The organism is Arthrobacter sp. efr-133-R2A-63, assembly GCF_030209795.1.
Lineage (GTDB): Bacteria > Actinomycetota > Actinomycetes > Actinomycetales > Micrococcaceae > Arthrobacter > Arthrobacter bambusae_A.
The window spans coordinates 50,430-67,360 of sequence record NZ_JARVRG010000006.1 but is presented as its reverse complement, the minus strand read 5'-3'; the positions used below and the strand labels follow the sequence as shown (position 1 = coordinate 67,360).

Sequence of the window (16,931 nt, the reverse complement as noted above, 5' to 3'; positions counted from 1 at the left end):
AACGACATTAAATGCGAGTCAGTTGGGTGACCCGAGGCGCTAGTCAGTCCAGTTGAAGAATCCCTTGCCGGTCTTGCGGCCCAGTTCGCCGCGGGCAACCTTGTCGCGCAGGATCTGCGGCGGGGCGAACCGCTCCCCCAGCGTCGAATGCAGGTACTCGGCGATGCCCAGGCGCACATCCAGGCCTACGATGTCCGTGGTCTTGAGCGGTCCCGTGGGGTGCTTGTAGCCGAGCACCATGGCCGCGTCGATGTCCTCGGCAGACGCCACGCCTTCTTCAACCATGCGCATCGCCTCGAGCGCGATAGCAACACCCAGCCGCGAGGAGGCAAAGCCGGGTGCGTCGTTGACGACGACGGCGGTCTTGCCGAGTGCCTCGGTCCAGCTTTTCGCCGTGGCGGCGAGCTCCGGCGACGTCTCCTTGGCCAGGACCACCTCGATGAGCGTGGAAGCCGGGACAGGGTTGAAGAAGTGCAGGCCCACGAAATTGGCAGGCCTACGGAGCTGCGACGCAAGGCCGGTCACGGAGAGCGACGAAGTGTTGGAGGCCAGGAAAGCGTCAGCGGAGAGGTGCTCCTCCACAGCCTTGAGGGCCGCAACCTTGAGTTCGTAGTCCTCGGGCACGGCTTCGACGACGAGTCCGCAGTGGACAAAGGAGTCGTAGTCGGTAGAAGTGCTGAACCGGGACAAGGCTTCTTCGGCGGTTCCCGTCAGGGTGCCTCTGGCCACGGACTTGGCCACCGCCTCGGCAACGCGACCTTGCGCGGCTGCGGCGGATTCGTGGTCGCGTTCGACGACGATCACGGTGGCGCCCTTGATCAGGAAGGCGTGGGCGATACCGGCGCCCATGCGGCCACCGCCCAGGACACCGACAACATGCGGGATGGCGGACGTTGCTGTCATTTTCGGGTCCTGTCTGGGTTGTCGCTGGACGGGTTGTCGCTGGATTGCTTGGCGCTCTTCTTGTCCAGGAACGCCTGCATGCGGTCGAACTTGGCCTGCGATTCGAAAAGCATGCCTTGGGCCAGTGTGTCGATCACGGGATGCGCTTCGGCCGGAGCGTGGAACACGGATTTGGTGATCCGGACCGCCAGGGGGTCCTGCCGGCCGATCCGGTCGGCAAGGTTGTGGGCCGCTTCCATCAGCACGGGGGCATCATGGATCTGGGTGATGAGGTTGATGCGCAGGGCTTCCTCGGCACGGAGAACGGCGCCCGCCAAGAGGATTTCCTTGGCAATCGGCTCCCCCACGAGTTCCTTGAGGCGCCACGTTGCACCGGCCGCGGCCATGATGCCCAGTCCGGTTTCCGGGTTGCCGATCCGCAGGCTGGGCGTGCCGATGCGGAAGTCCGCGGCGTAGGCGAGTTCGGCCCCGCCGCCCAGGCAATAGCCGTCCAGGGCCGCGATGACCGGCATGGGCAGCTTCGCGATCCGCACGAAAATCGTGGAGTTGATGCCGCGCAAAGCGTCGTCGCGCCGGCGTTCCCTCAACTGGCCGATATCGGCACCCGACGCGAAAACGCCTTCGACGCCGGCAATGATCAGGATTTTCGGCTCGCGTTCAAGGTGATCGCACACCTGATGGAGTTCATCCACCATCTGCTGGTCGATCGCGTTACGCACCTCGGGCCGGTTCAGCAGGACGGTGACGCGGTCCTCGCGCTCCTCGATGAGCAGGGTTCCGAATTCCCCGGGATTCAACGCCATTACACGCCTTCCAGGAGGATTGCCGCGCCCTGCCCGACGCCGATGCACATCGTCGCGAGGCCGATCTTGCGGTCGGCGCTGCCCAGCTCGCGTTCCATGCGGCCCAGCAAGGTGATCGCGATACGCGAGCCGCTGGAACCGAGCGGGTGCCCCAGGGAGATCGCACCGCCGTCGAGGTTGACGATGTCCGGATCCAGGCCCAAGCGCCGCATGCTCGCGAGCGATTGCGTCGCGAAGGCTTCATTGAGTTCGACGGCGCCAAGGTGCCCGACCGTGAGCCCGGACCGGGCCAGGATCTTCTGGGAAGCCGGAACGGGGCCGATGCCCATGATTTCCGGTTCGCAGCCAGCCGAGCCGCCGTCGATGATGCGGGCCCTCGGGGTGAGGCCGAACCTCTCGATGGCAGCCTCGGAGGCAACGATGATGGCGGACGCGCCGTCGTTGAGGGAGGAGGAGTTGCCCGCCGTGACTACGGAGCCGCCTGCGACCACTGGGCGGAGACCGGCGAGGACCTCCATGGTGGTTCCCTCACGCGGGCCTTCGTCGGTGTCCACGATCGTCTCGCCCTTGCGGGTCTTCACCGTGACCGGCACGATCTCTTCCTTGAACCGGCCGCCGGCAATGGCGGCGAGCGCGCGTTCGTGCGAGCGGACGGCGAAGGCATCGGCGTCCTCGCGGGAGATGCCGTCCACACGGGCGACTTCCTCGGCAGTTTCCGGCATGGAATACGTCATCTTGCCGCCGCGGGACAGCTCGCCCTTGCTGAAGAGGGGGTTGGCGAAGCGCCAGCCAATCGACGTGTCGAAGATCTGGCCCGGCTTGGCGAAGGCTGCGGTGGGCTTCTCCTGCACCCAGGGGGCCCGGCTCATCGACTCGACGCCGCCCGCCACCACGATGTCCGCAGCGCCGGCCTTGATCATGTGGCTGGCCATGATGATGGCGCTCATTCCGGAGGCGCAGAGGCGGTTGACCGTGATTCCGGGGATGTGGAGGGGCAGTCCCGCGAGAAGGGTTGCCATGCGGGCAACATTGCGGTTTTCCTCGCCGGCGCCGTTGGCGTTGCCAAGGATGACTTCATCGATCGCGTCGGGGTCGACGCCGGCACGGGCCACGGCTTCACGGACCACAAGGGCTGCCAGGTCATCAGGCCGTACCGCGGAAAGCGCGCCGCCATAACGGCCTACAGGGGTGCGGGCACCGCCAACAAGAAAAGCCTCGACCATGAGAACATCCTTCGCGAAGGGAGCGGGGCCGGAGAATAATTTACCGACCGTTCGTTCTATAAAGATTACACGGCACCGCGCCGCGGTCAACCGTCACCGGGTCAAGGGCCCCGCGGTCACCCCTCACTCAAATCACCCGGATACCCAGGTGTCCGGCCAACAGGGGTGCCAGCAGGGTGAGCTGGTAATCATCGATGACGACGCCGGAGAGTCCACCAAGTCCGTTGATCATCCGGAAGTCCGAGCCACGCAGATCCACATCCTTGAGCTTGGCCCCTGAGACATCCAGCGTCCCGATGGTGCAATCCTTGAGCACCATCCTCGTTGCGGTGCAAGCCCCGAGGTCGAGTTCGTTGATGATGCAGCCCGTGATCACCACATCCATGAGCTTGGATCCACGCAGGTTCAGGAAGTCCAGCTTGCCGCCGTCGATCTTCACTGAGTGCCAGGCGCCCTCGTACATCTCCGCCGAACCCCACCGCGGGTTGCTGATCTCCACTTCACGCCACGAGGTCCGTGCAGCGGTGAACACCGGGGCGTAGGGCTCATTCAGGATGCAGTCCCGGAAGGTCGCGCCACGCAGTTGTGCCTCGTTGAAGGAGACCTGATTGAATTCACACTCAATGAAGTCCGCCCCGCTCAGCTCTGCTCCGTCAGCCACGGCGCGGGTGAGGCGGACGCCGTCGTACCGTTCCCCGCGCTGGAAGTCCGGAGTGGGATCGTCGCGAAGCTCGTCGAGCCTGATCGGGGAGATCCGGGGTGCCGTCACCTTGGCAACCGCCATCAGAGCGTCTCCGCTTTCGCCGCGATCTCGACGAGATCCTTCGCAAGCGCCTTGCGGGTGACGCTCATTCCGAGCTTTCCGAACGCGGCCATCAGGACCCTGCTGAAGAATGTCGGCTTGAGGACTTCGGCGCCAAAGAACAACGCGAGCTCGGTCCCGCCGTCGCGCTCTTCGAGGGTGAAGCGGGTGGTGTAATCGGCGCCGCCCTGCCTGGCCTTGACCGTGGTGGCGCGCGGAGGATCACACTCGGCAACATGCATTTCCACGGTCTCCTCCCTGCCCATCATGGCGCGGGTTTCCCTCCACCGCGTGCCCACACCATAGGATCCCTCGCTGAGCATCTGTATGGCTTTGACTCCGGAAAGGGTCCTGGCAGAGCCCGGAATGTCGGAAATGACGGCCCAGACTTTCTCCCGCGAGGCGTTGACGTGGTGGCTGAGCGTGGTGCTGTGGTCCATGCATCGAGCCTAACGGCGACCGCTGACAAAAGCCTCCGGCGAAGACATTCGCGTCGTCTGGCAGGATTGCACCATGGTGCACATCGACATGAGCGCTCAAAGCGCGCTGGCAGGAGGCTCGAAGACCCTGCGGGGTTACCTGGCCGAGCCCGACGGCGAAGGACCGTTTCCCGGCGTCGTGCTCATCCATGAAGCCTTCGGCCTCGACGAGGAGATGCACAGGCACGCGGACCGGCTGGCCGCCGCCGGTTACTTGACGCTCGCCGTCGACCTTTACAGCGACGGCGGCGCGAGGCGCTGCCTCGTGGCGACCATGCGCTCCCTTGGGTCGGGCGCGGGCCGGGCATTCACGGATGTGTCCACGGCACGCTCCTGGCTCCGCAGCGATGCCCGGTGCACAGGAAAGGTGGGGGTCATCGGATTCTGCATGGGCGGCGCCTTCGCCCTGCTCATGGCCCACGACGAGTTCGACGCGGCCTCCGTGAACTATGGCCAGTTGCCCCGGCACCTGGAGCAGGCTTTGGAAGGCGCCTGCCCCGTCGTGGCCAACTACGGAGCCAAGGACCGGACGATGCCGGGAGCGGCCGCGAAGTTGGAGGCCGCCCTGTCGACGCTCGGGATCGAGCACGATGTCAAGGAATTCCCGACGGCGGGCCACGCCTTCATGAACGACGTTGCGGTCGGACCCCGGCCTCTGCGGCCGTTGATGCGGGTGATGGGCATCAAACCCGATCCGGCCGCGGCTCCGGAAGCCTGGCAGCGGATCGAGGACCACTTCGCGAAACACCTGAAAGGCTGAGCCGGTTAAATCGATTGCTCCGTAAGTGCCGTTCTGAGAGCTCAAAATGGCAGTTACGGAGCAATCGATGGTGGGGACTAGCTAAAAAGCTCGCTCTTCGGCTCGTTGTTCTTGACCTTCTGCCAGCCAAGCCACAGCACCAGGGCGAAGAACGGGATGGTAGCCAGGGTCCAGAGGCCCAGGAGGAACACCTCGCCCGTGGCCTTGTCCGTCATGGTGTCCATGCCGATCAGCACGGTGATGGCCAAGAGGGCGATCAGGCCGGCCCAACTGGTCCACGGCGAACCCGGCATGGGGAGGCTGGAGACGTTGCCCTTCTTCTTGCGCAGCGCGATCTGGCTGGCGAAGATCGAGCCCCACGTGAAGATGACGCCGATCGATGCGGTGTTCAGCGCGAGGTCGAAGGCGTGCGAACCGCCCAACCAGATGTTGAGCAGGATGCCCACGAGATACACGGCGCCGATAGCCAGGATGGCCGCGTACGGCACGTGGCGGGTGGACATCTTGGTGAGCCACTTGGGGGCATGTCCATTGTTGGCCATGGTGCGGAAGATGCGGCCGATCGAGTACAGGCCCGAGTTGCATGAGGACAGCGCAGCGGTGATGACGATCATGTTCATGACGTCGCCCATCCATGGCAAGCCCATCTGGCCGAAGACCGTGACGAACGGAGAGGTCCCCGCGTGGTACTGGTCCGAAGGCAGGAGCATCGCCAGCAGCATGACGGAACCGACGTAGAAAACCACAATGCGGATCACGACGGCGCGGATCGCCTTGGGCACTTCGCGTTCCGGGTTCTGCATCTCGCCGGCGGTAATGCCGACCAGTTCAATGGCGTTGTAAGCGAAGATCACGGCGTTCAGGACCAGGATCATCACCAGTCCGCCCTTGGGGAACATGCCGCCGTCGGCAGCGAAGAGGTTCCCCACGGAGGCGTGGCCGGTGCCGACCTGCGCGTTCGTGACCACCATGAAGGTGCCCACGGCCAGGAAGATGAGGATCGCGGCGACCTTGAGGCAGGACGCCCAGAATTCGAACTCGCCGAAGGCCTTGACGCTGAACAGGTTCACGGCCACCAGCAGCACCAGCGCGGCGATGGCGGACAGTTCAACGGGGACGTTCGGGAAGAAGAACTGGAAGTAGAGGCCGATGGCAATGAGTTCGGCGATGCCCGTCATGGCCCAATTGATGAAGTACATCCAACCGGAGAGGAAGGCGCCCTTCTTGCCGAACATTTCTCCGGCGTAGCTGACGAACGAGCCGGACGTCTGGCGGTACATGATCAGTTCGCCGAGGGCCCGCATCAGCAGGTAGGCGATGACGCCGGCAATCGCGTAGGAGAAAATCAGTGCCGGACCTGTGGAGGCCAGGCGTCCACCCGCACCCATGAAGAGCCCGACGCCGATCGCGCCGCCCATCGCGATCATCGTGACGTGGCGGCGGCTCAGGGTCTTCTGGTAGCCCTCGGCGCTGAGGTTTGCGGACGTTGTAGCGGTACTGGGCGCAGCCAGGGTTCCCGGCTCACGCTGAAGGTCGGTTGTGGTTTTTTGAGGCACAGCTGTTCCTTGTGGGTTGAGTAGATGCCGGCCCTGGCTTCCCGCGCATTGGCACAGAACAATTCGAGCTTTCGACCTCTTGGCGAGTCGAATCAATTGCGAAAACGCGGAAGCGTCGAAGGTAAATCCGGCAGAACCATCGTACCCGGTGATTTCCGCGGACCGTGACGCGGGCAACAAACAGGGGCGTTAAGCTGGACATATGGGCACCATTCCGCCAGCCGGCAGGCTATACCGTTTCACGGGCTTGGACGCCGCGGCTTTCGGACTCTATGTGTCATTGGCCGCTGTTCTGAGCCTCGCCACCGCGCCCGTGACGGCTTTCGTGCAACAGATTTTCCCCGACCCTGCCACGGCCGTCTTCGCCATCAACCTCGGGTTCTATGCTTCGGTGGGCCTTTTCGCGGTTGCGGCAGCGTGGCGCGTCATAGCCCGGGATTTCCTGATCCTGGCCACACGTCCGTGGTTCACGCTGGCCATGATTCCACTGTCCATCGTCGCGATGCTGGTGATCACCGCCATCCTGGTGACAGTTACCGGATTGGCCAAGGAGTCGCAGAACCAGCTGACCCTCCAGTCGCTGGTCCTGCAACTGCCGCCATGGTTCGTGGTGCCGTTGCTGGTGGTGTTGGGTCCTTTCGTGGAGGAGTACCTGTTCCGGCACCTGCTCATCGGCAAGCTGTCCCGCCGAGTCAATATTTGGCTTTGTTGTGTCCTGTCCGTGCTGTGCTTCGCCGCCATCCATGTGGTGGGACGCGAGGGCTTGGTGGTTCCCGCGCTGGCCCCGTACCTCGGAATGGGCGTGGTCCTGGTGGCCGTCTACGTCTGGACGGGCAAGAACGTCATGTTCTCCTACTTCGTGCATGCCGCCAAGAACCTTCTGGCCGTCGTGCTGATCTACGCGATCCCGCCGCAACTCCTCAGCGGCTAGCCCACCCCACGCCCGCCCACCCAACTGACTCGCAGCAGATGTCGTTTTCAAGGCCCAAAACGACACTTACTGCGAGTTAGTTGGGCAACCCGGACCGGAACTGTCCGCTAGGCACTTCCCCGGCCACGCGCCGTCGTCGTAGCTTCAGTCCATGGCACTGAACTTTCAGGTAGTGATCGACTGCAGGAATCCGCACGCCCTGGCCGATTGGTGGGCCGAGACGCTCGAATGGATCGTGGAGCCCCAGGACGAGGCGTTCATCCGGTCCATGGTGGATCAAGGCTTCGCCACGGAGGAAGAGACCACCACCCACAACGGCAAGCTCGTGTGGAAGGACGGCGCGGCCATCGGCCCGGAGGAAGACCAAGACAACGACACCCGCCGCCGCTTCCTGTTCCAGACCGTTCCGGAAAATAAGACCGTCAAGAATCGCGTCCACTGGGACGTCCGCCTCAACGGACAGGACAAGGACCACGTCCGCGCCGCATTGGAAGCGCGGGGCGCGAAATACCTGTGGACGGCCAAGCAAGGGCCGCACGAATGGCACACCATGGCGGATCCCGAAGGCAACGAGTTCTGCATCAGCTGAGGGGATTACTAGACTCTGAGGGTGAGCAACGACTTCCCCGCCAAGGTATCCGACGTCTTTGACCCGTCCCGCTGGCGCACAGTGTCCGGTTTCGGCGATTTCCAGGACATGACCTACCACCGGCAGGTCGAGCGCGACGCCGGCGGGAAGGTGACGAGGGACCTTCCGACCGTCCGGATCGCCTTCAACCGCCCGGAGGTCCGCAACGCCTTCCGTCCCGGCACGGTTGACGAGCTCTACCGTGCCATGGACCACGCCCGGATGACTCCCGATGTCGCCACAGTGCTTCTCACCGGCAACGGCCCCTCCCCCAAGGACGGCGGCCATTCCTTCTGCTCCGGCGGCGATCAGCGGATCCGCGGCAGGGACGGTTACCGCTATGCCGACGGCGAGACCCAGGAAAGCATCGACCCCGCCCGGGCCGGCCGCCTGCACATCCTGGAAGTCCAGCGGCTCATGCGGACCATGCCCAAGGTGGTCATCGCCGTCGTGAACGGATGGGCAGCAGGCGGCGGCCACTCCCTTCACGTCGTGAGCGACCTCACCATCGCCTCGCGCGAGCACGGCAAGTTCAAGCAGACTGATGCCACCGTGGGAAGTTTCGACGCCGGTTACGGCTCGGCACTGCTCGCCCGCCAGATCGGGCAGAAAGCCGCCCGCGAGATCTTCTTCCTGGCCCGTGAGTATTCCGCGGAGGACATGGTCCGCATGGGTGCCGTGAACGAGGCCGTGGACCACGAGCGCCTCGAGGAAGTCGCCCTGGAGTACGCGGCGGACATTGCGCGCCAATCCCCGCAGGCCATCCGCATGCTCAAGTTCGCCTTCAACCTCGCCGACGACGGCCTGGCCGGCCAGCAGGTGTTCGCCGGGGAGGCCACGCGCCTGGCCTACATGACGGACGAAGCAGTCGAGGGCAAGGAAGCCTTCCTCGAGAAGCGTGATCCGGACTGGTCCAACTTTCCGTACTATTTCTAGGACTCGCCCGTGAACATCGATCCCGTTCTCAAAGCCCTGGCCGCGGCCCTCCACGACGAGGGACCCGCCGTCGAAATCGTCGTCGCGGAAGACGGCACCCCGGTGGCCGTCCCCGTTGAAACGCCCGGTTTCGAGGACGCTGCAGTAGTGGTCCGCACGTCGGGGTCCACCGGCACGCCCAAGGCCACAGTGCTGACGGTCGATGAGCTCGCTGCTTCCTCCATGGCCACGGCCATCGCGCTCCGCGGTGAGGGCCAGTGGCTCCTGGCCCTGCCGCTGCAGTACGTTGCCGGAGTGCAGGTCCTGGTCCGCTCGCTCTTCGCCGGCACGCGTCCGTGGGTCATGGACCTCTCGAACGGCTTCACTCCGGAGGCCTTCACCGCCGCCGCCGAGGAACTGACGGACACCATCCGCTTCACCTCCCTGGTTCCGACGCAATTGCAGCGGCTCCTGGACGCGCCGTCGCCTCAGACCCTCGCAGCCCTGCGCCGCTTCAATGCCATCCTCCTGGGCGGCGCTCCCGCGGCCACCGCGCTGCTGGACGCCGCCAGCGAGGCCGGGCTGAAGGTCGTGACCACGTATGGCTCCGCCGAGACATGCGGCGGTTGCGTGTACGACGGAAGGCCGCTGGAGGGCGTTCGGGTCACGCTCGACGACGACGGCCGGGTCCTTCTGGGCGGCGACACCGTGGCTTCCGGTTACCTGGACGCGCCCGAGGCAAGTGCCGAGGCATTCTTCGACGAGGACGGCACCCGCTGGTATCGCACCAACGATCTTGGCGAGCTCGCCGCCGACGGCACGCTCACGGTGCTGGGACGGGCCGACGACGTCATCATCACCGGCGGCGTCAAAGCCTCCGCCGCGTTCATCCAGGCGGAGCTTGAAAAGTTCGACGGCGTCACGGCGGCTTTCGTGGCCGGGGTGCCTTCCAGGGAGTGGGGCCAGGCGGTGGCAGCGTATGTTGCCGTCGAGGACAGCTCCCCGGAAAGCGTCGCGGACTACAAGGCCCGCTGCCAGGAATCCCTAGGGACCCTTGCTCCCAAAACCGTGCTCACCACGGATGGACTCATCATGCTTCCCAATGGAAAGCCGGACCGGCTGGCGATGATCGAGCTTCTCACCGAGGTGCATCAGGGAGAATAGATAGGTCCTCCCTGACCGTCATTTGCCTTCCCCAACGCGAAACAACACGAGGTACTGAACGTGGCAACAGCTGCACAATGGATTCAAGGCGCCCGCCTGCGCACCCTGCCGGCGGCGATCGCGCCGGTGCTGATCGGCACAGCGGCAGCCTACGAGCTGCAATCTTTCCGGCTCTTGAATGCCATCCTCGCCGCCCTCGTGGCGCTGCTGCTGCAGATCGGGGTCAACTACGCCAACGACTATTCGGACGGCATCCGTGGCACCGATGAGGACCGCGTGGGTCCGCTCCGGCTGGTCGGTTCCGGCGCTGCCCGGCCGGACCACGTCAAGTGGGCCGCCTTCGGCGCGTTCGGCCTGGCCATGATTTTCGGCCTGGTCCTGGTGATCATCACGCAGAGCTGGTGGCTGATCCTGGTGGGCATCGGCTGCGTCCTCGCCGCCTGGGGATATACCGGGGGCAAGAACCCCTATGGCTACCTGGGCCTGGGCGACCTGTTCGTGTTTGTCTTCTTCGGCCTGGTGGCAACGCTGGGCACCACCTACACGCAGGCGGGGCAAGTGAGCCTCCCGGCCGTCATCGGCGCGATTGGCACCGGATTGATCGCGTGCGCCCTACTGATGGCCAACAATGTGCGCGACATCCCCACGGACATGCTGGCGGGCAAGCGGACCCTGGCCGTGCGGCTGGGCGACCGCCATGCCCGCGAGAGCTATGTCCTGATGCTGGCCCTCGCCATCCTGCTGGTGGTGGTGCTCGCACCCACCAGGCCCTGGATGCTGATCGTATTGCTGTTGGTCCCGGCCTGCCTCATGCCGGCCTGGCTCATGGTCAACGGCCGGAAGCGAAAGAGCCTCATCCCGGTGCTCAAGCAGACCGGATTGATCAACCTTGGCTACAGCGTGCTGTTTTCCGTGGGCCTCATCCTGAGCCACGGCTTCTAACCCTCGCTCACATATAGCCCGGTTTTCGCCAACCCCCGCTCACATATGGCCCGGTTTTCGCCAACCCCCGCTCACATATGGGCTCTGGGCTTCTAGCCTTCTTTGGGGCGTCGGTCGTTCTCGACCTTAACTACGGGGTTTTCATCCACCAGCCGGTCCTCGATCGCGGCATCTTCGATCTCCAGCGCCGAGCGGATGGGCTTGGCCCGCCCGGAGAAACGCTCGCGCATGGATGCCGTGGCGTCGTCGCGCTGCTTCTTGAAAAACAGGTAACTGATGGCGAACGCGATAAGGCCCGCGAAAATAGCCGCCAGCAACAAACCCGTGTGCAACAGGGCAAAGAGGACGAAGAGCGGCACGAAGAGCGCCAAGCGGATCAGGGAGTATTTGAGGAAAGCCACGGATCAAGTTTAGCCTCACAGCCTGATCGCACTCTGTGCGCGCAGCTATCACCGGACCGCGCGGAGACTAGACTTGACGTTATGCTCCGCGTTGTTGCAGTTGTGGCCGTCCTGCTCGTATTCGTCTATGGGCTGGTGGATGCCATCCGCACCGACCGCCGCGCCACCCGCGGGATTTCCAAAACCGCGTGGATCGTGGTGATGATCCTGCTGCCGGTTCTCGGCGCGGTTCTTTGGTTCCTCATCGGCCGCCCGTACAACATCGGCCCCGCCCCGCAGCCCGCGAGCCACCCCACTGCACCCGACGACGACCCCGACTTTCTCCGCAACCTCGAGGCCCGCCGTCGCAAGCAGGCAGAAGCCGAACGGCTGAAGAAGCTCAAGGCCGAGCTCGAAGCGAAGGAACGCAAGCTCAAGGGCGAGTCCAAGGCCGACGACAGCGGCGACGTCAACAGCTGACGTTCCCTGAGCCATGGCACGAGCGGGCGTCCGGTGATGCCCGCGGACCCGGCCCGCGGACTTCAGCACGTTGAACTTACTGCGGGAGCCCCGAGTACGAGTGCAGGCCGTTGAAGAACACGTTGACCACGGTGAAGTTGAAGATCACGCACAGGTAGCCCGCAATCGACAACCAGGCTGCGCGGGTTCCTGTCCAGCCGCGGGTGGCGCGTGCGTGCAGGTATCCGGCATAGACCACCCAGATCACGAACGTCCAGACTTCCTTCGTGTCCCAACCCCAGAAGCGGCCCCAGGCTTTCTCGGCCCAGATGGCGCCGAACATGAGGGTGAAGGTCCAACCCACGAATCCCACGGTGTTGATGCGGTAGGACAGGTTCTCCAGGCTCAACGCGTTCGGTACGAGCCGCATGAAGCCCAGCCTGTCCACACCGCCGGCAGCCAGGGTCTTCTGGCGGTGTGATTGCAGCAGCTGCAGGGCTGACATGGCGAACGTCAAGGTGAACAAGGACGCGGACATCACTGCGATGGAAACGTGGATGACCAGCCAGTAGCTTTGGAGTGCAGGAACCAGGTGGCCCACCGGGGTCCAGTACGTCACCGATGCCGCCACCATCATGATCACGGCGAGGCCCAGCACGAAGGTGCCCAGGAAGCGCAGGTCGCGGCGGATGAGCGAGAGCAGGAAGACAGCCACCACCAGGAAAGCGCCGGTGGTCAGGAACTCGTACATGTTTCCCCACGGCACGCGGCCTGCGCCGAGCGCACGGGTGATGACCCCGGCACCGTGGATGACCACGCCGATGATCGCCACTGCCACCGCGACGCGGGCCGGAATGCGGCGCTCGGCGGCGTACTTCATGTCACCGCCGGCGGTCTGGCTGACGGAGGTGATCGCCGACGTCGGGCGCTCGGTACGGCCCGCAGGTCCCCCGACGTCGTTTCCACCGGCACGGCCGGCGGCGACCGGAACCTTGACCTCGGCTGCCACCGAAGAGGCCGCTTTCAGGTCCACCGCTTTCAGCATCTTGCTGCTCTTGGCGAGGTCCCACGCGAAAGCGATGAACGCCACCGTGTAGGTACCGGCCGCGAGCAGCATGAAAAGCTCGCTGTACTGGCCCATGGTTTCGTTGATGGGGAGCATTACTGGTCCTTCGAGGTTGAGGAAGAAACGGTTTCGGTGGACTGTTCGGTGGTGAGCAGCCATTCTCGTTGCAGCAGTTCGCGGATCGCGGCAGCCTCGCCGGCGAGCCTATGGTCCTCGCCGCGGGCAAGAAGGCCGTACTCCACCATTGTGCGCCCGTCCTCGTGGGTTCCGGTGCGGACCCAGACGCGGCGGCGGTTCAGGTAGAGGGAGAGAATCAATCCGGCGACCGCCAACAGGGCGAACACGAGCGCGGTGGCCTGCCCGGGATTGTGGTGGATGTCGACGCCAACGTACTTCTTGACGCCGTCGAAAGTGATGCTGCCCTTGCCGTCCGGAAGCGTGTACGTGCCTCCGGGCGCGATCGCGATGGCCTTGTTAGCCATTCCCCGGCCGTTGAGCGGGGTCAGCTTTGCGACGTCGAGCTCGAAGACGTTCTGCGGGGCACCCTTGTTCAGGCCAAGGTCGCCGTAGTACGAGTTGAGGTTCAACTGCGGGTTGATGAGCGAAGGATCGCCGCTGTAGGCGAGACCCTTGTCCGTCACCATCGCCGTGGGCAGGAAGAACCCCGCGAAGCCGAGCTGATCGGGCTTGGCATCGGGAACCTTGATGACCACCGACGAGTAGTAGTTGTCACCTTGAAGCTTGGCTACCACCGGCCCCTGCATGGCGATGTTGCCGGCGCCGTCGCGGACGGTGACTACGGGAGCGTAGCCGTTGCCCGTGAGGTAAATGCTGGTGTCGCCGAGGGAGACGGGATCGTTGACCTTGAGGACCTGCTTCTTGGCGGGCGAGTCCGGGGTTTCCTTGGTGGTGACGTCCGCCGTGAAGTCGATCGGCTGGCCGAAGTGCGCCGGCGATTCCCGGTCGAACTGGACGTCGAACTTGTCCAGCTGGATGGAGTACGGCTGCAGCCAGCTGCTCTGGAAGTTGGTGCCCGGGCTGAATTGGTCATAGCCCACCAAGGTGTTGACGAAGGTATCGCCTTCAACGAGGATGCGCTGGCCGCTGTAGCCGAACAGTCCGCCGACCGCCACCGAAACCAACACTCCGATCAGCGAAGCGTGGAACACCAGGTTGCCCACTTCCTTGAGGAAGCCCCGCTCGGCGCCGAGGGAGGGCATGGCGCCGTCGGCGTCGCGCACCTCCACGCGGTAGCGGCGCTTCTTCAGCACGGCGGCGGCGTCCGCGATAGCCTTCGACGCCGGGATCCCGGCGTCGGCGGGCAGCACCAGCGTGCCGTATTCCGGGAGGCGGGAGAGACGCTTGGGGGTCCGCGGCGGTTGGGAGCGCATTGCCTTGTAGTGGGCGATGGCCCGCGGTGTCACACAGCCGATGAGGGAGATGAACAGAAGGATGTAGATCGCCGAGAACCAGGCCGAGGAGTACACGTCGTATAGCTGCACTGAGTCCAGGAGCTTGCCGTAATCCGGGTGGTCGCTGATGTACTGCGTCACGATCGAAGGGTTCGCCGGGCGCTGCGGGAAGAGCGAGCCGGGAACCGCCGCGACGGCGAGGAGCAGCAGCAGGAACAGCGCAGTACGCATGCTGGTCAGCTGGGTCCAGGCCCAGCGCAGCATGCCTATGATCCCCAGGACGGGCAGTGCTGCCTCGGCCTTGGCCTTATTGATCGCTTTGTCAGCTCCGGCAGGCTTGCTGGCGGACTTGTTGGACTTCTTTTTACCTTGCACGGGCTCGCTCATCAGATCGGCAACTTCACATCGGTTTGGAACCAGTACTGCAGCCCGGTGACCCAGGCGCCCCACACTCCCGTGGCCATCAGGATTCCCAGGAGGATCAAGATGCCCCCGCCAATGCGCTGGATGGCCAGGCGGTGCTTGCGGAAGAAGGACATCACACCCATCCCCCGGCGGACCGCGAGGGCTATCAACAGGAAGGGAATGCCAAGGCCAAGACTATAGACAAACGCCAGGAGGGCCCCCTTCGCCGCGGACGATCCCCCGGAAAGGCTCAGCAACTGGACTGCGGAATAGGTGGGGCCAATGCAGGGAGCCCAGCCGAGTCCGAACGTGATGCCCAGCAGCGGGGCACCCCACAGCCCGGCAGGCGGCTTGGCGTGGATTTTGGCGTCACGCTGCAACCACCCGAAGCCACCCAGGAAGACGACTCCCATGATGATCACCAACACGCCCAGCAATTGAGTGACCCACGCGTTCTGCGGGCCGGTGATGAGGGTGCCCAATTGGCCGAAGGCGCCACCGAGCAGGACAAAAATCACGGAGAATCCGAGGACGAACAGGCCGATTCCGGCGAGCATGCGCCCGCGCCTTTGCTTCTGGAGGTCGACGCCGGTCAGCCCGGTCACGTAGCCAAGGTAGCCAGGCACCAAAGGCAGGACGCACGGCGACAGGAAAGACACGAGTCCTGCCAGCAAAGCCACGGGAATGGCCAGCAGCAAGGAACCGCTCAGGATGGTCTCGGCGAATGGACTGTTCACGCTGTCGGGGCCACCTACTCGGCAACCGCGGTGGTAATGAGTGCCTTGAGCGTGCTCTTGTCGATCTCGCCCAGGACGCGGGCGGCAACCTTGCCTTCTTTGTCCAGGACCAGGGTGGTGGGCACCGCACCGGGAGGCACAATGCCGGAGACGGACAGCAGCACGGCGCCGTCTTTGTCGTTGAAGCTGGGGTACGTGAGCTTGAACGTCTGGTCGAACGCGTCGGCCGTGGCCTTCTCGTCCCGGAGGTTCACACCGTAGAACTGGACGCCCTTGCTCTTGAACTCCTGGTGCAGTTCCTCGAGAATCGGCGCTTCAACCCGGCACGGCGCACATGCGGCGAACCAGAAGTTGAGGACGGTTACCTTGCCAAGCAGGTCCTGCGGGGTCACGGCAGTTCCGTCGAACAAAGTGCCCTTGATCCCGACGGCGGCCTTGCGGTCCGCTTTGGCGAATTCGGTCACCGAGCCGTCCCCGGCGACGTAGTTCTTGTTGTCGCCCGCTTTGGCTTGCTGGGCCAGGGCGTCTTCCTGGGCACAGGCAGACAGGCCCATGGTCAGCGCAGAGAGTGCCACTCCCCCGACGGCGAGGAAGCCACGTCGCGAGGTCAGCGCTGCATTGGGCTTCTGGCCGCTGGTCTTGCGGCTGGTGGTGTTGCGGTCCATTGTCATGCTCCGGGGGTCCTGGCGGCACCAGGCAGCAGCACGGCGGCGGGCTCGCTGTACTCCACCCGCGCAACCTTGCCGTCGTCGAACACCAGGGAAGTCAGGGACGTCAGCGTGCACTCGCGCTTGCGCGGATCGTGCCACAGGCGGCGGCCCTCGGCGCTGAGGCGCGTGGCGTAGATGGGAAGCTGGTGGCTGACGAGGATGGCTTCCGCGCCGTCGCCGCCGAGTTCGATCGCCTTCAGCCGGGCGTCCTCGACGGCGGCCCGCATGCGGGTCACCTGGGCCTGGTAGGACTCGCCCCAGGACGGACGCAGCGGGTTGCGGTACTCGATCCAGTGCTTGGGCTTGATGAATTCGGAGATGTTGGCCTTGAGCCCCTCGAAGTGGTTCTCGGCTTCGATGATCCGCGGTTCCGTGTGGATCTGGAGGTCCAACGCTTGGGAAGTGGGCAGGGCGGTTTCCTGCGCGCGGGTCAATGGTGAGGAGACAAGGTAGACGATGTTCGCCCCCTGTGCGACGCGGGCAGCGAAGTGGTCAGCGAGCATCTTGGCCATCTCGCGGCCGCGTTCGGAGAGGTGGAATTCGGGCAGTCTGCCGTACAGAATGCCGTCGGGATTGTAGACCTCGCCATGGCGGAGCAGATGGACAGTTGCTTGGGGCATGTTTACCAGTTTCTCAAAGAAGGCGGGCGATCTGAA

At 64.5% G+C, this 16,931-nt stretch carries 19 protein-coding genes; 7 read left to right on the top strand and 12 right to left on the bottom strand.

The annotated features are described in order from the left end of the window. Nucleotides 1-39: 39 nt before the first annotated feature. From QRN45_RS03505 to QRN45_RS03485, 5 genes are all read right to left on the bottom strand, one after another. Nucleotides 40-903: a 3-hydroxyacyl-CoA dehydrogenase family protein gene (locus tag QRN45_RS03505; protein WP_264636907.1), complete on the bottom strand. Its 864-nt coding sequence runs from the start codon at nt 901-903 to the stop codon at nt 40-42. Beyond that, nucleotides 900-1,706: an enoyl-CoA hydratase/isomerase family protein gene (locus QRN45_RS03500; protein ID WP_264636908.1), complete on the bottom strand. Its 807-nt coding sequence runs from the start codon at nt 1,704-1,706 to the stop codon at nt 900-902. The genes QRN45_RS03505 and QRN45_RS03500 overlap by 4 nt, the downstream gene beginning before the upstream one ends. Beyond that, a complete protein-coding gene (locus QRN45_RS03495; protein ID WP_264636909.1) occupies nt 1,706-2,929 on the bottom strand; it encodes a thiolase family protein in 1,224 nt (407 codons plus the stop codon). The genes QRN45_RS03500 and QRN45_RS03495 overlap by 1 nt, the downstream gene beginning before the upstream one ends. 127 nt (nt 2,930-3,056) lie before the next feature. Then, nucleotides 3,057-3,713, bottom strand: coding sequence for a pentapeptide repeat-containing protein (locus tag QRN45_RS03490; RefSeq protein ID WP_284762443.1), 657 nt, complete (start codon nt 3,711-3,713; stop codon nt 3,057-3,059). Continuing rightward, nucleotides 3,713-4,171 (bottom strand): SRPBCC family protein, encoded by a 459-nt coding sequence (locus QRN45_RS03485; protein ID WP_284762442.1) that lies wholly within the window; start codon nt 4,169-4,171, stop codon nt 3,713-3,715. The genes QRN45_RS03490 and QRN45_RS03485 overlap by 1 nt, the downstream gene beginning before the upstream one ends. A gap of 73 nt (nt 4,172-4,244) precedes the next feature. Here QRN45_RS03485 and QRN45_RS03480 point away from each other — a divergent pair, with 73 nt between their 5' ends. Continuing rightward, the gene (locus QRN45_RS03480) at nt 4,245-4,970 is read left to right on the top strand and encodes a dienelactone hydrolase family protein (RefSeq protein ID WP_241709325.1); all 726 of its coding nucleotides are present in this window, start codon (nt 4,245-4,247) and stop codon (nt 4,968-4,970) included. Nucleotides 4,971-5,047: 77 nt separating this feature from the next. On the opposite strand, the gene QRN45_RS03475 is transcribed toward QRN45_RS03480, so the two are convergent. Beyond that, nucleotides 5,048-6,526: an amino acid permease gene (locus QRN45_RS03475; RefSeq protein WP_502870694.1), complete on the bottom strand. Its 1,479-nt coding sequence runs from the start codon at nt 6,524-6,526 to the stop codon at nt 5,048-5,050. Between the two features lie 202 nt (nt 6,527-6,728). On the opposite strand from QRN45_RS03475, the gene QRN45_RS03470 reads away from it, so the two are divergent. The 5 genes from QRN45_RS03470 to QRN45_RS03450 all read left to right on the top strand — a co-directional run bounded on the left by QRN45_RS03470 (nt 6,729) and on the right by QRN45_RS03450 (nt 11,106). Beyond that, nucleotides 6,729-7,457 (top strand): CPBP family intramembrane glutamic endopeptidase, encoded by a 729-nt coding sequence (locus QRN45_RS03470; RefSeq protein WP_264636912.1) that lies wholly within the window; start codon nt 6,729-6,731, stop codon nt 7,455-7,457. A gap of 151 nt (nt 7,458-7,608) precedes the next feature. After that, entirely contained in the window at nt 7,609-8,046 is a 438-nt protein-coding gene (locus QRN45_RS03465) for a VOC family protein (RefSeq protein WP_284762441.1), read from the top strand. A 21-nt stretch (nt 8,047-8,067) separates the two neighbouring features. Continuing rightward, entirely contained in the window at nt 8,068-9,021 is a 954-nt protein-coding gene (locus QRN45_RS03460; protein WP_284762440.1) for a 1,4-dihydroxy-2-naphthoyl-CoA synthase, read from the top strand. Between the two features lie 9 nt (nt 9,022-9,030). Continuing rightward, nucleotides 9,031-10,164, top strand: a complete 1,134-nt coding sequence (locus tag QRN45_RS03455; RefSeq protein ID WP_284762439.1) for an AMP-binding protein — start codon at nt 9,031-9,033, stop codon at nt 10,162-10,164. 60 nt (nt 10,165-10,224) lie between these two features. Next, nucleotides 10,225-11,106: a 1,4-dihydroxy-2-naphthoate polyprenyltransferase gene (locus tag QRN45_RS03450; RefSeq protein WP_078107687.1), complete on the top strand. Its 882-nt coding sequence runs from the start codon at nt 10,225-10,227 to the stop codon at nt 11,104-11,106. A 92-nt stretch (nt 11,107-11,198) separates the two neighbouring features. On the opposite strand, the gene QRN45_RS03445 is transcribed toward QRN45_RS03450, so the two are convergent. Next, the gene (locus QRN45_RS03445) at nt 11,199-11,507 is read right to left on the bottom strand and encodes a DUF4229 domain-containing protein (protein ID WP_241709319.1); all 309 of its coding nucleotides are present in this window, start codon (nt 11,505-11,507) and stop codon (nt 11,199-11,201) included. Nucleotides 11,508-11,588: 81 nt separating this feature from the next. Here QRN45_RS03445 and QRN45_RS03440 point away from each other — a divergent pair, with 81 nt between their 5' ends. Further along, nucleotides 11,589-11,966 carry a PLD nuclease N-terminal domain-containing protein gene (locus QRN45_RS03440; protein WP_241709318.1) on the top strand — a complete coding sequence of 126 codons (378 nt, stop codon included), beginning with the start codon at nt 11,589-11,591 and terminating at the stop codon, nt 11,964-11,966. 76 nt (nt 11,967-12,042) lie between these two features. Here the strand turns inward: QRN45_RS03440 and ccsB are convergent, their stop codons facing one another. From ccsB to QRN45_RS03415, 5 genes are read right to left on the bottom strand one after another with little or no spacing between them, the layout of a single operon-like run. Beyond that, nucleotides 12,043-13,107: a c-type cytochrome biogenesis protein CcsB gene (gene ccsB / locus QRN45_RS03435; protein WP_241709317.1), complete on the bottom strand. Its 1,065-nt coding sequence runs from the start codon at nt 13,105-13,107 to the stop codon at nt 12,043-12,045. Then, nucleotides 13,107-14,810 carry a cytochrome c biogenesis protein ResB gene (resB, locus tag QRN45_RS03430; protein ID WP_284762438.1) on the bottom strand — a complete coding sequence of 568 codons (1,704 nt, stop codon included), beginning with the start codon at nt 14,808-14,810 and terminating at the stop codon, nt 13,107-13,109. The genes ccsB and resB overlap by 1 nt, the downstream gene beginning before the upstream one ends. After that, nucleotides 14,810-15,565: a cytochrome c biogenesis CcdA family protein gene (locus QRN45_RS03425; RefSeq protein WP_078107682.1), complete on the bottom strand. Its 756-nt coding sequence runs from the start codon at nt 15,563-15,565 to the stop codon at nt 14,810-14,812. The genes resB and QRN45_RS03425 overlap by 1 nt, the downstream gene beginning before the upstream one ends. 14 nt (nt 15,566-15,579) lie before the next feature. After that, entirely contained in the window at nt 15,580-16,230 is a 651-nt protein-coding gene (locus QRN45_RS03420; RefSeq protein WP_284762454.1) for a TlpA family protein disulfide reductase, read from the bottom strand. Nucleotides 16,231-16,232: 2 nt separating this feature from the next. Next, a complete protein-coding gene (locus tag QRN45_RS03415) occupies nt 16,233-16,895 on the bottom strand; it encodes a histidine phosphatase family protein (RefSeq protein WP_241709315.1) in 663 nt (220 codons plus the stop codon). Nucleotides 16,896-16,931 lie beyond the last annotated feature (36 nt).

Excerpts from the sequence above, each read along its gene's own strand:
- resB (WP_284762438.1), bottom strand. The coding sequence starts at position 14,810 with ATGAGCGAGCCCGTGCAAGGTAAAAAGAAGTCCAACAAGTCCGCCAGC.
- QRN45_RS03505 (WP_264636907.1), bottom strand. The coding sequence starts at position 903 with ATGACAGCAACGTCCGCCATCCCGCATGTTGTCGGTGTCCTGGGCGGT.
- QRN45_RS03480 (WP_241709325.1), top strand. The coding sequence starts at position 4,245 with ATGGTGCACATCGACATGAGCGCTCAAAGCGCGCTGGCAGGAGGCTCG.
- QRN45_RS03495 (WP_264636909.1), bottom strand. The coding sequence starts at position 2,929 with ATGGTCGAGGCTTTTCTTGTTGGCGGTGCCCGCACCCCTGTAGGCCGT.
- QRN45_RS03500 (WP_264636908.1), bottom strand. The coding sequence starts at position 1,706 with ATGGCGTTGAATCCCGGGGAATTCGGAACCCTGCTCATCGAGGAGCGC.
- QRN45_RS03490 (WP_284762443.1), bottom strand. The coding sequence starts at position 3,713 with ATGGCGGTTGCCAAGGTGACGGCACCCCGGATCTCCCCGATCAGGCTC.
- QRN45_RS03485 (WP_284762442.1), bottom strand. The coding sequence starts at position 4,171 with ATGGACCACAGCACCACGCTCAGCCACCACGTCAACGCCTCGCGGGAG.
- QRN45_RS03415 (WP_241709315.1), bottom strand. The coding sequence starts at position 16,895 with ATGCCCCAAGCAACTGTCCATCTGCTCCGCCATGGCGAGGTCTACAAT.
- ccsB (WP_241709317.1), bottom strand. The coding sequence starts at position 13,107 with ATGCTCCCCATCAACGAAACCATGGGCCAGTACAGCGAGCTTTTCATG.
- QRN45_RS03465 (WP_284762441.1), top strand. The coding sequence starts at position 7,609 with ATGGCACTGAACTTTCAGGTAGTGATCGACTGCAGGAATCCGCACGCC.
- QRN45_RS03470 (WP_264636912.1), top strand. The coding sequence starts at position 6,729 with ATGGGCACCATTCCGCCAGCCGGCAGGCTATACCGTTTCACGGGCTTG.
- QRN45_RS03420 (WP_284762454.1), bottom strand. The coding sequence starts at position 16,230 with ATGGACCGCAACACCACCAGCCGCAAGACCAGCGGCCAGAAGCCCAAT.
- QRN45_RS03440 (WP_241709318.1), top strand. The coding sequence starts at position 11,589 with ATGCTCCGCGTTGTTGCAGTTGTGGCCGTCCTGCTCGTATTCGTCTAT.